The organism is Luteimonas sp. A482 (assembly GCF_054072655.1).
Genome location: NZ_JBSVRO010000007.1, coordinates 1 through 14941, shown reverse-complemented (window position 1 = coordinate 14941; position 14941 = coordinate 1). Strand labels below are relative to the sequence as shown.

The 14941-nt window shown below is 70.6% G+C and carries 17 protein-coding genes; 11 read left to right on the top strand and 6 right to left on the bottom strand.

Annotated elements, in window-relative coordinates:
- The first annotated feature begins 12 nt into the window (after positions 1 to 12).
- Entirely contained in the window at positions 13 to 1329 is a 1317-nt protein-coding gene (locus ACW5DW_RS15575; RefSeq protein WP_457020131.1) for an ABC transporter permease, read from the top strand.
- 60 nt (positions 1330 to 1389) lie between these two features.
- On the opposite strand, the gene dapA is transcribed toward ACW5DW_RS15575, so the two are convergent.
- Positions 1390 to 2289 (bottom strand): 4-hydroxy-tetrahydrodipicolinate synthase, encoded by a 900-nt coding sequence (gene dapA / locus ACW5DW_RS15570; protein ID WP_457020130.1) that lies wholly within the window; start codon positions 2287 to 2289, stop codon positions 1390 to 1392.
- Between the two features lie 143 nt (positions 2290 to 2432).
- Here dapA and ACW5DW_RS15565 point away from each other — a divergent pair, with 143 nt between their 5' ends.
- Positions 2433 to 3524, top strand: a complete 1092-nt coding sequence (locus ACW5DW_RS15565) for an alpha/beta fold hydrolase (protein WP_457020128.1) — start codon at positions 2433 to 2435, stop codon at positions 3522 to 3524.
- A 28-nt stretch (positions 3525 to 3552) separates the two neighbouring features.
- Here the strand turns inward: ACW5DW_RS15565 and rarD are convergent, their stop codons facing one another.
- From rarD to ACW5DW_RS15550, 3 genes are all read right to left on the bottom strand, one after another.
- Positions 3553 to 4464 (bottom strand): EamA family transporter RarD, encoded by a 912-nt coding sequence (rarD, locus tag ACW5DW_RS15560; protein WP_457020127.1) that lies wholly within the window; start codon positions 4462 to 4464, stop codon positions 3553 to 3555.
- A complete protein-coding gene (gene yedA / locus ACW5DW_RS15555) occupies positions 4461 to 5396 on the bottom strand; it encodes a drug/metabolite exporter YedA (protein WP_457020125.1) in 936 nt (311 codons plus the stop codon). Before yedA ends, rarD begins: the two co-directional genes overlap by 4 nt.
- Before the next feature lie 148 nt (positions 5397 to 5544).
- Positions 5545 to 6105 (bottom strand): adenine phosphoribosyltransferase, encoded by a 561-nt coding sequence (locus ACW5DW_RS15550; RefSeq protein ID WP_457020336.1) that lies wholly within the window; start codon positions 6103 to 6105, stop codon positions 5545 to 5547.
- 51 nt (positions 6106 to 6156) lie between these two features.
- On the opposite strand from ACW5DW_RS15550, the gene ACW5DW_RS15545 reads away from it, so the two are divergent.
- Both ACW5DW_RS15545 and ACW5DW_RS15540 read left to right on the top strand, forming a co-directional pair.
- Complete coding sequence (locus ACW5DW_RS15545) at positions 6157 to 6588, top strand: DUF4920 domain-containing protein (RefSeq protein WP_457020123.1); 432 nt, start codon at positions 6157 to 6159, stop codon at positions 6586 to 6588.
- Positions 6589 to 6741: 153 nt separating this feature from the next.
- On the top strand, positions 6742 to 7467 hold the full coding sequence (locus tag ACW5DW_RS15540) for a lytic transglycosylase domain-containing protein (protein ID WP_457020122.1): 726 nt from the start codon (positions 6742 to 6744) through the stop codon (positions 7465 to 7467).
- A gap of 25 nt (positions 7468 to 7492) precedes the next feature.
- On the opposite strand, the gene ACW5DW_RS15535 is transcribed toward ACW5DW_RS15540, so the two are convergent.
- A complete protein-coding gene (locus ACW5DW_RS15535; RefSeq protein ID WP_457020335.1) occupies positions 7493 to 8665 on the bottom strand; it encodes a PQQ-dependent sugar dehydrogenase in 1173 nt (390 codons plus the stop codon).
- A gap of 260 nt (positions 8666 to 8925) precedes the next feature.
- Here ACW5DW_RS15535 and ACW5DW_RS15530 point away from each other — a divergent pair, with 260 nt between their 5' ends.
- The 6 genes from ACW5DW_RS15530 (at position 8926) to ACW5DW_RS15505 (ending at position 12543) form a co-directional block, all read left to right on the top strand.
- Positions 8926 to 9276, top strand: a complete 351-nt coding sequence (locus tag ACW5DW_RS15530; RefSeq protein ID WP_457020121.1) for an EF-hand domain-containing protein — start codon at positions 8926 to 8928, stop codon at positions 9274 to 9276.
- A gap of 87 nt (positions 9277 to 9363) precedes the next feature.
- Positions 9364 to 10101 (top strand): HAD family hydrolase, encoded by a 738-nt coding sequence (locus ACW5DW_RS15525; RefSeq protein ID WP_457020120.1) that lies wholly within the window; start codon positions 9364 to 9366, stop codon positions 10099 to 10101.
- Between the two features lie 13 nt (positions 10102 to 10114).
- The gene (locus ACW5DW_RS15520) at positions 10115 to 10591 is read left to right on the top strand and encodes a hypothetical protein (RefSeq protein WP_457020118.1); all 477 of its coding nucleotides are present in this window, start codon (positions 10115 to 10117) and stop codon (positions 10589 to 10591) included.
- A gap of 363 nt (positions 10592 to 10954) precedes the next feature.
- Positions 10955 to 11275, top strand: a complete 321-nt coding sequence (locus ACW5DW_RS15515; RefSeq protein WP_457020116.1) for a hypothetical protein — start codon at positions 10955 to 10957, stop codon at positions 11273 to 11275.
- Between the two features lie 126 nt (positions 11276 to 11401).
- Entirely contained in the window at positions 11402 to 12298 is an 897-nt protein-coding gene (locus tag ACW5DW_RS15510) for an NAD(P)/FAD-dependent oxidoreductase (RefSeq protein ID WP_457020115.1), read from the top strand.
- A complete protein-coding gene (locus tag ACW5DW_RS15505; protein WP_457020113.1) occupies positions 12295 to 12543 on the top strand; it encodes a hypothetical protein in 249 nt (82 codons plus the stop codon). The genes ACW5DW_RS15510 and ACW5DW_RS15505 overlap by 4 nt, the downstream gene beginning before the upstream one ends.
- 33 nt (positions 12544 to 12576) lie before the next feature.
- On the opposite strand, the gene ACW5DW_RS15500 is transcribed toward ACW5DW_RS15505, so the two are convergent.
- Positions 12577 to 14157, bottom strand: coding sequence for a class I adenylate-forming enzyme family protein (locus ACW5DW_RS15500; RefSeq protein ID WP_457020112.1), 1581 nt, complete (start codon positions 14155 to 14157; stop codon positions 12577 to 12579).
- A gap of 66 nt (positions 14158 to 14223) precedes the next feature.
- Between ACW5DW_RS15500 and ACW5DW_RS15495 the strand changes: the two genes are divergently transcribed.
- Entirely contained in the window at positions 14224 to 14715 is a 492-nt protein-coding gene (locus ACW5DW_RS15495; RefSeq protein ID WP_457020111.1) for a MarR family winged helix-turn-helix transcriptional regulator, read from the top strand.
- Positions 14716 to 14941 lie beyond the last annotated feature (226 nt).

Below are 14941 nucleotides of genomic sequence, written 5' to 3'. Positions count from 1 at the left end.
AGGAAACAGACCATGTCATTCATCCGATCCTTCCTGCGCGGCAGTCTGATCTTCGGCCTGCTGGCGATCTTCCTCGCCGCCTGGATCCTGCTGCCCTGGCAGGCGCTGCTCGGCGCCGCGGTGCTGTTTGCGCTGTGGATGGCCTTCACCCGCACCGGCCGCCAGGCCGCGTCGGTCACCTGGGTGGGCGTGGCCACGCTGCGCCAGCGGCTGGGCGCATCGTCGGTGGTCGTGGTCGGCATCGCCGGCGTGGTCGGGGTGCTGGTCGCGCTGCTGGCGATGGCCGAGGGCTACCGGCACACGGTCAACAGCAGCGGCAGCGAGGACACCGCGATCGTGCTGCGCGGCGGCTCGTCGGCGGAGTTGATGTCGGTGATCTCGCGCGACGCGATCACCGCCATCGAGCGCGCGCCGGAAATCGCGCGCGATGCCGAGGGCCGCCCGCTGGCCTCGCCCGAGCTCGTGGTCTCGGCCAACGTGCCGCGCCGGGACGGCGAGGACGGCAGTGTGACGCTGCGCGGCGTCGGCGCGATGGCCTTCGCGGTACGGCCCAACCTGCGGCTGGTGGAGGGCCGCAGGTTCGAGACCGGACGTCGCGAGCTGGTGGTCGGCACCGGTGCGCAGCGCCAGTTCGCGGGGCTCGATCCGGGCAGCCAGGTGCAGCTCGGCAACCAGGCCTGGACCGTGGTCGGCGTGTTCGAATCGGGCGACGCGATGTCGTCGGAAATGTGGGCCGACGCCGAAGTGGTGGCGTCGACTTACCGCCGTGGCAGCAGTCGCGCCTCGGTCTTCGCCAAGCTGACCGACCCGGGCGCCTTCAACGCTTTCAAGGCCACCCTGGCGGCGGATCCGCGCCTGCAGGTGGAGGCCGACACCACCGCCGCCTACTTCGCCAAGCAGTCCGAAGGACTGACCAAGGTGCTGCGCATCATCGGTATCGTGGTCGGTTCGATCATGGCGATCGGCGCGGTGTTCGGTGCGCTCAATACCATGTTCGCCACCGTGGCATCGCGCGCGCGGGAGATCGCGACCCTGCGCGCGATCGGCTTCCGCGGCATGCCGGTGGTGGTGGCGGTGCTGCTGGAGACCATGCTGCTGGCCCTGCTTGGCGGCCTGCTCGGCGGCGTGCTGGCCTGGCTGGTGTTCAACGGCTATACCGCGTCGACCATCGCAGGCGGCGTGGCCACCCTGAGCTTCGAGTTCCGGGTGTCGGCCGGGCTGCTGTGGGAGGGTCTGAAGTGGGCGCTTGCGATTGGCTTCGTCGGCGGCCTGTTCCCGGCGCTGCGCGCGGCCACGCTTCCGGTGACGGACGCGCTGCGGGCGATGTAGGGCTGCTTTGCTCCCTCCCCCGCAGGCGGGGGAGGGAGCCAAAGCGGGATCGGCGCCGGACTAGCCCAGCACACCCGCCTCTCGCAGCGCGGTTTCCACCGCCGGCCGGTTCGCTGCATCGAGTTCGGTCATCGGCAGGCGCAGCGCGCCGCCGCAGCGGCCCAGGCGCGACAGCGCCCACTTCACCGGGATCGGATTGGCCTCGATGAACAGCTGCCGGTGCAGCGGCAGCAGGCGCAGCTGGATCTGCATCGCGCGTGCCACGTCGCCGGCCAGCGCGGCGACGCACAGTTCGTGCATCAGGCCCGGCGCGACGTTGGCGGTGACGCTGACGTTGCCGTCGCCGCCGCACAGCATCAGCGCGACCGCGGTGGCGTCATCGCCCGAATACACGCGGAAGCCCTCGGGCCGGTCACGCACCAGCCATTGCGCGCGCTCGATGTTGCCGGTGGCTTCCTTGATGCCGGCGATGCCCGGCACCTGCGCAAGGCGCAGCACCGTCTCGTGCTGCATGTCTGCGGCGGAGCGGCCGGGCACGTTGTAGAGCACGATCGGCAGCTCGCCGGTGGCCTCGGCGATGGCGCGGAAGTGCAGGTACATGCCTTCCTGCCCGGGCTTGTTGTAGTAGGGCACCACCTGCAGCTGGCTGTCGGCGCCGACCGCGCGCGCGAACTGCGCCAGCGCGATCGCCTCGCGCGTGGAGTTGCCGCCGCAGCCGGCCATCACCGGCACGCGGCCGGCCGCCTGCTCGACGGTCACGCGGATGATCTCGCAGTGCTCGTCCACGTCGACCGTCGGCGATTCGCCGGTGGTGCCGACCACGCCGATGCAGTCGGTGCCCTGTTCGACATGCCAGTCGACCAGCGCGCGCAGCGCGTCGTAGTCGACGCTGCCGTCGTCGTGCATGGGCGTGACGAGCGCGACGATGCTGCCGCGGGGAAGGACGTGCGAGGGAGTCATGGGTCTGGGCGCTGCGTGGGGTGAACCGGCGATTCTAATGCTGAACGCAGGCCGCGCTGTCATCACCCTGTCATACGGGCGCGGTAGATGGCGGCGCGCGGCGACCCTAACCTTTGCAACCGTTTCCCTGCGAAGGAGTCGCGATGCGCCGCCTGTTCCTGCTCTGCCTGTGTGGCTGCGTCCTGCTGCTTGTCGGCTTTGCTTCGCCCGACGGCGCTCGCGCACTGGGCGCGCAGCTGGTGGCGCCCGGTGCGACGTCGCCGCTGCTGCCGGTGCAGCGCATCGACGAGGCGCTGGCGCGGCTGCCGCATCGCGAAGGTTTCGTGCGCAACGCAGATGGCGTGCCGCTGTTCTGGCGCGCGCTCGATCCGGGCGATTACCGGCTCGATTACGCCTACAGCGCCGGCGACACCCAGCACATGGATTTCGAGCTGGATTTCTCCACGCCGCAGGCCGCGACCGCGCCGCGCGGCACCGTGCTGCTGCTGCACGGCTGGATGATGGACGGCGGCTCGCTGCTGCCCTGGTCGCTGCAGCTGGCGCAGGCCGGCTATCGCACGATCAGCCTGGACCTGCGCAACCACGGTCGCTCCGGCACCGCCCCCTCGGGCTACGGCCTGCGCGAGGCGCGCGACGTGGCCGACGTAGTGGCGGCGCTGCGCGCGCGCGGCGAGATCGTCGGCCCGCTGCACCTGATGGGCGTGTCGTATGGCGCGGCGACTGCGATCTTCGGCGCGCGCGAGCTGGGCGCGCAGGTCGCGACCGTGGTGGCGCTGGAATCGTTCGACAACGCCGCCGGTGCGATCCGCGACATGGTGCCGCACATGCTGCACAAGGCGCCGGAGACGTTCGCCCAGCAGTTCAGCCATCGCTGGCTGCGCTGGCAGCTGGACGACGCGGCGCTGGAGCGTGCGATCGACAGCGCCGGGCAGACCCTGGAGCTGTCGCTGGATCGCGTCGATGTCGGCGCTGCGCTGGCCGCCGTGCCGGCCTGCGTGCTGCTGCTGCATGGCAGCGACGATGCCCACGTGCCGGTCGCGCATGGCCGTGCGCTGGCCGAGGCCGCGCCGCGCGCGCACTACATCGAGGTGCCCGGCGAGGACCACATCAGCCTGCCGATGCGCCTGGACCTGCTGGCGCCGACGGTGATCGACTGGCTCGACAACGCCAGCCCGCATCGCTTCTGCCCGCCGCCACTGGCGCTCGCCGGGCCGGCGTTCGCACATGCGTCCTGACGCAAAGGCCCGGACGTAGACCGGGCGCCTACGCCTGCTGCGCGACGATCCGCCGGCGCGCGGCGCGCACGCCGTCGATCGCGAAGATCGCAAGCCCGGCCCAGATGAAGGCGAAGCCTGCGGCACGATCGATGCCAAACGCCTCGCCGAAGAAGAACACGCCCAGCAGCAGCTGCAGCGTCGGCCCCAGGTACTGCAGCAGGCCGACCACGCTCAGCGGCACACGCCGCACCGCATAGGCGAAGAAGATCAGCGGGATCGCGGTCAGCGCGCCGCCCAGCACCAGAAACACGTCAGTCCAGCCGCCCCAGCGCAGCGAGAAGAAGCCGCCGTTGCCGCCCAGTTCGATCCAGGCCAGCAGCGCCAGCGCCGGCACGAACACGAACATGTTCTCGACCCCGAGCCCGCGCACCGCCTCGACCGCGGCGAACTTGCGGATCACGCCATACAGCGCGAACGAGCCGGCCAGGCACAGCGCGATCCACGGAAAGCGGCCGTAGCCTGCGGTCAGCCACGCCACCCCGCCGCCGGCTAGCGCCACCGCGATCCACTGCGCGCGCGACAGCCGCTCGCGCAGGAACACCACGCCGATCAGCACGTTGAGCAGCGGATTGATGAAGTAGCCCAGGCTGGCCTCGATCACGTGCCCGCTGTTGACCGCCCACACGTACAGGCCCCAGTTGAACGCGATCAGCGTGCCCGACAGCGCCAGCATGCCCGCCAGCCGCGGCTGCACGATCACCGCGCGCAGCCAGCCTCGGCCCTCGCGCAACGTCAGCCACGCAGCGACCAGCACCGCGCACCACACCGCGCGGTGCAGCACGATCTGCAGCGACGGCACCTCGCGCAGCAGGTGCCAGTACAGCGGCATCAGCCCCCAGATCACGAAGGCGGCCACCGCGATCCACAGGCCGCGGCGGTCCAGCACAGCCGGACTCATGCCTTCGCGCCTGCGGGCGGCACGGTGGGAGCCGGCCTGCGCGACCTCGCCAGCGTGATCGCGACCACGCCCAGCAGCACGACGCCCATCGCGCCGATGTCCTGCGCGCCGAAGCGCTCGCCGGCCAGCCACGCGCCCAGCAGTACCGCGATCACCGGATTGACGTAGGCATAGCTGCCGGCCAGCGCCGGGCGCACGTGGTGCAGCAGCCAGATGTAGGCGCTGAAGCCGACCAGCGAACCGATGCTGGCCAGGTAGCCGACCGAAAGCAGGCCGCGCGCGTCAGGCCAGCCGTCAAAGCGCTCACCCAGCGCCAACCCGACCACCAGCATCACCACGCCGCCGCACAGCATCTGCGCGGCCGCGCCCATGAACGGGCTGGGCAGGTCGCGCCCGCGGCTCCAGACCGAGCCGTAGGCCCAGGCCACCGCCGCCACCAGCAGCGCCACCAGCCCGCCGGGCGTGGCGCTCAGGCTGCTGCCGGCATTGAGCCAGGCCACGCCGGCAAAGCCGATCGCCAGGCCCAGCCATTCCACCCGCCGGGGCCGCTCGCCGCGCAGCGCCGCGAACAGCGCCATCCACAGCGGCATCGAGGCGACCGCCACCGCGGCCAGGCCTGAGGACACGGTCTGCTCGGCCACGCACACCAGGCCATTGCCCACCGCAAGCAGCAGCACGCCGACGAAGGCCGCGTTGCGCCACTGCATGCGGGTTGGTGCGGGCATGCCGCGCAGGCGCAGCACCGTGTACAGGAACGAACCCGCGATCACGAAGCGCACGCCGCCCATCAACAGCGGCGGCCAGCCGCCTTCCAGCGCAAAACGGATGGCGAGATAGGTCGAACCCCAGACCAGGTACACCGCCGAAAGCGCCAGGACGATGGCGAGCGGTGACGCGGACGCGGGGCCGGCCGGTGCAGGGGAAGCGCGCATCGGGAACCGGGGGGAGAGTGGGGTGCCGCGTGCATGCGGCGGATGGGCATTCTACGGCGCGACGCCGTTCCGGCGATGGAACACGGTGCCTGTGGTGATGCTGCGCGGTGGCAGCGGGTGCAGGGCTGCATGAACCCCCAGCGCCGCCTCACATCACCAGCGCAGCCCGCAGCGTCACCGCATCGTCCCACTGGTCGCGACCGCGCAGCGGCACCAGTTCGACCAGCACGTCCGCACCGATCACCTGCGCGCCCTGCCGGCGCAGCAGTGCGGTGGCCGCGCGCAGGGTACCGCCGGTGGCAAGCACGTCGTCGACCACCAGTACGCGCGTACCCGGCGGCACCGCGTCGACGTGGACCTCGAGCCGGTCGCTGCCGTATTCCAGACGATAGCCTTCCGACAGCGTCCGCCCGGGCAGCTTGCCCGGCTTGCGCACCGGCACGAAGCCGCAGCCGAGTTCAAGCGCCAGCGCCGCGCCGAGGATGAAGCCGCGTGATTCGATGCCCGCCACCGCATCGGGCGGCGCGTTGCGCCAGGGCGCCGCCATCGCCGCCACCGCCGCGGCGAACGCGCGCGCATCGGCCAGCACCGGGGTGATGTCCCTGAACGTGATGCCGGGCTTGGGGAAGTCGGGCACGTCGCGGATCAGGTGGGACCAGTCAGACACGTTCGCGTTCCTGCAACAGGTGGACCCGCATGCTAACGCCAGTGCCGCAGCCTTCGCGCTATCGTGGCCGCCCTTGATCCGAAGGAGCGCGCCATGCGCCTGCTGCCGACCCTGCTCCTGCTGCTGTCCGCCGCTGCCGCTGGCGCGGCCACGCCCACATCCACGTCCTACGGCAAGGCGCTCCCGGCTGGCGACGCCGTGCCAGTCTCGCAGGCGATCAACGCCTTCGACGCCCACGCCGAGCGCCCGCAGCACTTCAGCGGGCGCATCACCGAGGTCTGCCAGGCCAAGGGCTGCTGGATGATGCTCGAGGATGACGGCAAGGCCGCCCGCGTGATGTTCGGCCAGCACGATTTCCACATCCCCGGGGACACCACCGGCACGGCCGTGGTGCACGGCGTGCTGACCCGCAAGCAGCTCACGCCCGAGCAGGTCGAACACCTGGGCGCCGACAGCGCCAGCGGCGTCGCCGTCGATCCGGTGGAATACCGCATCACCGCCGACGGCATCGAAATCGCGTCCTGAGTTGTGGCGCGGCACGCGCCGCACAACATGGACGCATCCCGCCCCGCGTTGAACCCTTCCCCCGCCCGCGGGGGAAGGGCAGGGATGGGGGCGGGCCGGTCGCGATGGATCCTGGCGCGCGCGATCCCCGCACTCCTTGCCTTGGCGCTGGCCATGCCCCAGGCCGAGGCGCGCACCGTCTACCGCTGTGTGCGCGAGGGCACCGTCAGCCTCGCCACGGCGCCCGAGCCGGGCTCCAAATGCGAGGCCCGGCAGATCGACGACAACGCAGTGCAGACGCCCAACCTGTGGGGTTCGATGGGCGTGTTCAGCGGCACGCTGTACGAGCGCGAGCAGGACGGCAAGCTCGTCTACGGCACGCGCAACCTGCCCGGCTCACGCGTCTACCTGCGATTCACCGCTGTCACGCCGCCGGGCGAGCCCGCGCATGAAGGCCTCGGCCGCGTCGGCGCGCCGCAGCTGGCGCCGTTCGCCGCCGAGTTCAAGGCCGCGGCGAAGGCCACCGGCGTGGAGGATGCGTGGCTGCGCGCGGTCGCGCATGCCGAGAGTGGATTCGATGCCGAGGCGCTTTCGCCCAAGGGCGCGCAGGGCGTGATGCAGCTGATGCCCGAAACCGCGGCCGAATATGGCGTGGCCGATCCCTTCGATGCCGCGCAGTCGATCCGGGCCGGCGCCCGCCACCTGCGCAGCCTGATGCGCCGCTATCGCGACGACCGCACGCTCGTGCTTGCCGCCTACAACGCCGGCATCGGCGCGGTGCAGCGCCACGGTGGCGTGCCGCCGTATGCGGAAACGCAGTCCTACATCGTCAAGGTCCAGGCCCTGCACGCACGCTATCGCGAGGCGATGGGCATCCGTCCGCAGCGGCCGGCGCAATAGCCGGCCGCCCAGGCGATCAAAGCCCTCAGCCTTTCGGCGTCAGCCGCAGCAGGCGTCCATCCTTGCCGTCCTCGATCACCCACAGCGCGCCGTCCGGGCCCTGGCGCACGCCGCGGATGCGCGCACCCATGGCATAGCGCTCGGCCTCGCGCGCGGTCTGGCCGTCGAACTCGATGCGCACCAGCGACTGCGACGACAGCCCACCGGCGAATGCATTGCCCTGCCACTGCGGGAACAGCTCGCCCGAATAGAACACCAGGCTCGAAGGCGAGATCACCGGCGTCCAGGTGATCGCGGGCGCGTTGAATTCCGGGCGCGTGTCGTGGTCGGGGATCGGGCGGCCGTCATAGTGGTCGCCGTTGGAGACCACCGGGTAGCCGTAGTTGGCGCCGCGCTCGACCCGATTGAGCTCGTCGCCGCCCTTCGGGCCCATCTCGATGTCCCAGGGCTGGCCGCTGGCGTCGAAGGCCAGACCCAGCGGGTTGCGGTGGCCCAGCGACCACACCTGCGCGGCAACCTCGCCCTGTCCGGCGAAGGGATTGTCGGATGGCGCGCTGCCGTCGTCCTCCAGGCGCAGCACCTTGCCCATGCTGGACTGCATGTCCTGCGCAGGATCGAACTTCTGCCGGTCGCCCGAGGAGATCCACAGCTTGCCGTCGTGGAACACGATGCGGTGCGCGTAGTGTCCGCCGCCGGTGACCTTGGGCACCTGGCGCCAGATCACCTCGAGGCCTTCGAGGCTGCCGCCGCCGGCCTCGTCGGTCACCAGCCGCGCACGCGCGACCGCGGCGCCGGCGGTGTCGCCGTCGCCCTTCTCGGCGTAGCTGACGTAGACCAGGCCGTTGTCGGCGAACTGCGGATGCGGCACCACGTCGCCGAAGCCGCCCTGGCCGCCGTAGACCACCTCGGGCACGCCGCCGATGTCGCCGGCGCGGCCGCTGGCCACGTCCACCAGCTTCAACGCGCCGGGCCGTTCGCTGACCAGCAGGCGACCGTCGGGCAGGAAGGACAGCGCCCAGGGTTCGTTGAACGAGGCGATGGTCTGGGCGGTGAACGGCCCGATCTCGCGGGACTCGCGGGGGGCGGCATCCGCCACCTGTGCCGCGCCCGCCGTGGCCTCGACCGATGTTGCAGGTGCGTTGCCGTTGCCGGCACCGCAGGCGGCGAGCAGCGCCATGGAGAGCAGGGTGGTGGTCAATGCGGGTCGATGCATCGGAGGCTCCTGGCCGTGAATTCGGGTCGGGGCATGATAGCGCCCGTGCGGCCAAGGCCTGCGCTGGACGGCATGTCCTGCGCGCGGCTGATCGACCTGAACGCCTGCCCGCGGCAAACGTCCTCTTAACTCCGTCCATGCATCGGTCTTCATGGCGCGCGGGCAAGGTGTGCCCCGTGCGGAAGCGGTCGTCATCGACGTGCAGCCCCGCGCCACACTTCGATTCCCCCACGGAGATATAGCGAATGAAGAATGCACGCAAACCCCTGTCCGCGCTGATCGCGCTGGGCGCCGCCCTCGCCATCCCGGCCGCCTTTGCCCAGGACGCGACGGCACCGACCACGCAGGCGCCGCCGACCGATCCGACCCAGTCCACCGCGCCCGCCGCCGAGCAGAAGCCGCTGACCTGGGCCGACCTCGACGTCGACGGTAACGGCACCCTCAGCCAGACCGAGGCCGGCGGCCTGCAGTCGCTCTCGCAGGTGTTCGGCGACGCCGATTCCGACGCCAACGGTGAACTGACGCCGGACGAGTACAAGGCCTTCGTCGCCCGCAACAACGCGGCACAGCCGGAGGCGTCGGGCGGCACCGACTGACGCATCGGCCATTCCGTCCGCATTGACGGACCTGCATCGGCGTCCTCCGGGCCGCCGATGTCTTTTGCGCGGACATATACTGCCGCCATGACAGTGATCGACATGGTCGGCTTCGACGCCGACGACACCCTGTGGCGCAGCGAGGACTACTTCCACGCCGCGCAGGAAGAATTCGAACGCATCGTCGGGCGTCACGTCGACCTCGGCGACAGCAGCCTGCGCGATCGCCTGTATGCGGTGGAGAAGGGCAACATCGCGGTGTTCGGCTATGGCGTGAAGGGCATGGCGCTGTCCATGGTCGAGGCCGCGGTCGACATCACCGATGGCCGCATCCCCGCGCGCGACCTACACCGCATCGTGCAGATCGCCAAGGACATGCTGCGCCACCCCGTGGAGCTGCTGCCGGGCGTGCGCGAAGCTGTGGAGGCGGTCGCGGCCGAGCACGCCGTGGTGCTGATCACCAAGGGCGACCTGTTCCACCAGGAGGCGAAGGTGCGCGACAGCGGCCTGGCCGCGCTGTTCCGCCGCATCGAGATCGTCAGCGAGAAGGACGTGGACACCTACGCGCGCCTGCTCGATGAATTCGGGATTCCCGCCGACCGTTTCGTGATGGTGGGCAATTCGCTGCGATCGGACATCGTGCCGGTGCTGCGCCTTGGCGGCTGGGGCGTGCACGTGCCCTACCACCTGACCTGGGCGCACGAGAACGAAGCCGACGACGTCTCCGGCCACCCGCGCCTGCGCCAGGTGGCCAGCGCCGCGCAACTGCCGCAGGCGCTGCGCGAGCTCATTGCGTCCGCGGCGCCGACGGCACTCGCGGGCTGACATGGCGCGCCGCGTGCAAACGATCCGACTCGTCCTCGCTGCGACCCTGGCCTGCGCGCTGGCCTCAGGCGTGGCCGTCGCGCAGGAGGGCGCAGGTTCCGCGCAGGAGTCTTCCGACGAGGCGCTGGAAGCGGGTACCGGCGACGACTGGATCGACGCGCGGCTGCGCGACATGGATGCCTACGCGGCGCGTCATCGCGATGCCTTCATCGACGAGATCGTGCGCTACCTCGAAGCGCCGCGCCCGCTGCTGGACGAGGCGCTGACCGCGGGCGGCATGCGCCCGGGCGATGTCTATTACGCCTGCGCGCTCGCACGCGCCAGCGGACGCGCCTGCCGTACCCTGGTCGATGCCTGGCTCGACGCTGCCGGCGCCGGCTGGGAAAGCGTGGCCGAGCAGCTCGAGCTCGAGCTCGGTACCAAGCTGCATCCGCGAATCCGCGAGGATATCGGCGCAAGCTACAGGCGCTGGGCACGTCCGATCGACTGACCGGACCTGCGGGCGCTTGCAGGGCGGCTTCAGTGCGAAGCTTTGAGGCTGGGCTTGCAGGGCGAATGCGTGGCCGTAGCGGCGTGTCTACCTGATCGGCATGTCGCGGCTGAAGCCGCTCCTACAGGGGCGAACAGCGACGCGGCCGCGGTGATTGCGCAGCGGATGATCGAGAACTGCGTAACGGCCTCCGCGCGCCCGATCAATGAACTGGCGGCGGGTTGCGGGAGCGGGCGACGGAAAATGAACGGCCCAGCCGCACGTTCAGCGGCGCATTTCCCCTTGACGACGCCTGCACCTTGCGCGGCGTAGAACAAGCGGGCCGATCTCGCCGGCCGACAGAACTTCAAGACCCAGGCCCACATGGACACGCATACTTTTTCGCAAGACGGCGGGGACACCGGCGGCTTCCCGATTGCCTACGAACACGAAGACCCCGTTTCGCTCGAACTCTTCCGCGACCTGCTGCACCGTTGCCTCTCGATCGAAGACGACGTGCGCTTCTGGGATTACCTTGAGCAGGGCATCCGCACGATCGAGCGCGGCATGACGCCCGAGGCCATCGCGCGCTTCGAATATGCCGCCGACTACGTGCTGGTTTTCCACGGCATGCCCGGCTGGACATCGATGAAGCATCGCGAAAACACCAATCGCACGGCTGCCCCCTCCCTCGGGATCACCTGATCCGCCGCGCGACCCGGCACGGGCATGAGGTGGTCGGCGTGCGCTTCGACCGCCAGGCTTCTCGCGCCCTTGACGCCTGCGCTGCCTAAGGTGTCCGCCCCTGGATGCGACGGACGGATGCAGCGCATGATCGACGTGGCCATCGTGGGCGGCGGCCCCGCAGGGCTCACCGCCGCCGTCTACCTGCAGCGTTTCCACCGATCGTGCCTGGTGTTCGATGCAGGCCAAAGCCGCGCGCGCTGGATACCCGAAAGCAACAACTGCCCGGGCTTCCCGGGCGGCATCTCCGGTGACGAACTGCTGCGGCGGCTGCACAAGCAGGCCAATGACGCGGAGGTGCCGTTCGAGCCGATGCACGTGGAGAAGATCACACGTGAGCCGGGCGACGGGGGCGGCTTCACCCTGTACTCGGGCGAACGCACCTGGACCGCACGCATGGTCATGATCGCCACCGGCCTGCGCGACCGCCTGCCCGGAGAATGGGCCGAACAGGCGCTGGCCTGCGGCGCGCTGCGGCTGTGCCCGATCTGCGATGCGTTCGAGGTCAACGACCGCCACATCGGCGTGTTCGGCGACAGCGCCGACATCGGCGCGCACGCAAGCTTCCTGCGCACGTTTTCCGCCAAGGTCTCGGCGTTGCCGCGCGACGGCGGCGATGGCGGCGAGGACGGCGCGGCTGCGCGCGCGGCCGGCGTGCGCTGGCTGGGCGGCGGCGAACTCGAGTTCGACGGTGCGCGTTGCCGCTATCGCAGCGACGCGGGCGCGGTCGAGTTCGACACGGTGTATTCCTTCCTCGGCTTCACCACCTCGGTACCGGCGGGCGGGCTCGCGATCACCCGCACACCCACGGGCGAGATCATCGTCGACTGCCACCAGCAGACCGATACGCCGGGCCTGTACGCCATCGGCGACATCGTCGGCGGACTCAACCAGATCTCGGTGGCGGTCGGCCAGGCCGCTGCGGCCGCCACCCACGCGCACGGCGAACTTCCGCCCGTCCCGCGTGCGGCGGCGGTCGCATGAACCCGGACATCATCGGCTGGGTCGCGTCTGCGATCCTGCTTGCCACCCTCATCCGCCAGATCCGCAAGCAGGTCGCCGACGGCGGCGCCGGCGTCTCGCGCTGGCTGTTCATCGGCCAGATCCTGGCCTCGATCGGCTTCATCGCCTACAGCGTGATGCTGGGCAACTGGGTGTTCATCGTCACCAACACCTGCATCCTGATCACCGCGATCGTCGGCCAGTGCTTGCGACCCAAGCCGGCTTGATCCTGGACCCGCCGGTCCGGCCCTGTCGGCCGGTCAGGGGCGCGGGAGCTGGAGCAAGGCGCGCAGGCCGCGCTTGTCGAGCTTGTTCGCGCCGGTGCGCGGCAACTCGTCCAGGACCTGGATGCCGACCGGACGCTTGTACTTGACCAGCGACTGTTCGCACCACGCCAGCAGCGCGTCGACGTCGATCCTCTGTCCTTCGTGCGTGACCACGAACGCATACGGGCTCTCGCCCAGGCGATCATCGGCGATCGCGACCACGGCGACATCGCGCACCTGCGGATGCTGGCGCATGTGGTCCTCCACCTGTCGGGGATACACGTTGTAGCCACCGACGAGGATCATCTCCTTCCTGCGATCGACCAGGTACAGGTAGCCGTCTTCATCGGTGTAACCGATGTCGCCGGTATGCAGCCAGCCGTCCGGATCCAGGCCGCTCTCGGCGGCGTTTTCCTGCAGGCGGTAGCCGCGCATGACCTGCGGCCCGCGCACACAGGCCTCGCCCGTTTCGCCACTAGCGACCGTGCGCGCAGGATCGAGGATGTCGACCAGCTTGAGTTCGATCCCCGGCGCCGGATGACCCACCGACAGCGGACGCTGCGCGCGGGCGCGCCAGTTGAACACCAACGGTGCACCTTCGGACATGCCCCAGCCTTCGAGCAGCGGAGTGCCGACCCGGTCCATCCACGCCTCGCGCAGCGGCTGCGGGCAGGGCGCGCCGCCGGTGAGCGCCAGGGTCAGGTGGCCCAGGTCGGCCGAGGCGAATTCGGGCGAGGCCAGGAGGCCGGCGTAGATCGGCGCCGGCCCGCCTGCGAACACCGTGGCACGCTGGCGCGAGAGTTCCTGCAGCACCTGCTCGGGCTGGTAGCGCGGCAGCAGGATCAGGGTCGAGCGCAGGTAGATCGGCGCGAGCATCGCAAAGCCCAGGCCCCAGATGTGGAACAGCGGGGCCACGTCGAGCACGCGTTCGACGTCGTAGCGCAGCTCCCAGCCGGTGCAATGCGCGCGGATCGAGAACAGCAGTCCGGCATGGCTGTGCTCCACCGCCTTGGACAGACCGGTGCTGCCGCCGGTGAAGATCAGCAGGGCCGGGTCCTCGCCGGACAGGTCCGAGCACGCGGCGAGGATCGCCGCCGCCGGATCGGCGTGCGCATCGTCGAGGGCTTCTGCGGCATCCAGGAGAAACAGCGTCGCGCCGGCGGTATCGGCGGCCAGGTCGGCTGCCACCGCCGCGCTGGCGGCGTTGTGCACGATGATGTCGGGGGCCTGCGTGGCGAACAGCGTGGCGAGCTCGCTACGGCCATAGAAGGGATTGAGGGGCGTGTAGCGCATCCCCGCGATGAACGCGGCGAACGAACACACCAGGCACTCGGCACTGTTGGACAGCGGTGCGGCCACGATCGCGCCGCGCGGCAGGCGCTGCTGCAGCTGCGCGGCGAGCCGCACCGCGCGCTGTCCCAGTTCGCGGTAGCTCATCTCGCGCCCGCCGATGACCAGAGCGGTGCGCTCGGGCGCGCGGGCGACCGAATCGGCCAGCATCGCGGCCAGCGTCGGCGGCGCATGCAGGGCGGGGTTCACCTGCGCGATCTGGCGTGCCGCGACGGATGCTTGCATAGTCTCTCCACGGATCGGTGTACCGCAATATCGATATATCATATAACAAACACCCCGGAGGAATACGTGGCGGCCAAGAAGCAGGGCGGAAGGAAGGAAGTCGCGGACACGGGGCTGCTCGACGTTGTGGATGTCGGACCGGTCCAGGCGCACATCGGATTCAAGCTGCGGATGGCCCAGGTGGCCGTGTTCCGCAACTTCGTCCAGGCATTCCGCCCGTTCGACCTGCGGCCGGGGCACTATTCGGCCTTGAAGCTGGTGGCGACCAATCCGGGCATGCGGCAGCAGCGACTGGGCGAAACGCTGGAGATCAAGCGACCCAACCTCGTGCTGCTGGTGGCCGAGCTGAAGAAGCGCGGATGGCTTGAGCGCCGTCGCAGCCGTATCGACAAGCGCTCCTATGCGCTGCATCTGACGGCCAAGGGCGAGGCCCTGGTCGAGTCGGCGGACGCCGCGCACGAGGTCCACGAGGCGCGCTTGCGGACCCTGCTGGGCAACGATCTGCGGCGCTTCTGCCAGGCCCTGGACAGGATCCGCACCGAGCTGTCCACCGACTGAGCGTCCGCATCGCCGCCATCCCGCCGGCCACTCCCGCCGGCGCGCGACGCTGGCGGGGCCTGGCGCCCGCCCCGTCATCGCGCTGCCGCCCCGCCATCGCGCGCCGGGCGCCGCCTCGCCGCCTCGCCGCCCGGCCGCCCGGCCGCCCGGCCGCCCGGCCGCCCGGCCGCCCGGCCGCCGCCGCCGCCGCCGCCCGCCGCCGCCGCCCGCCGCCCGCCGCCGCCCG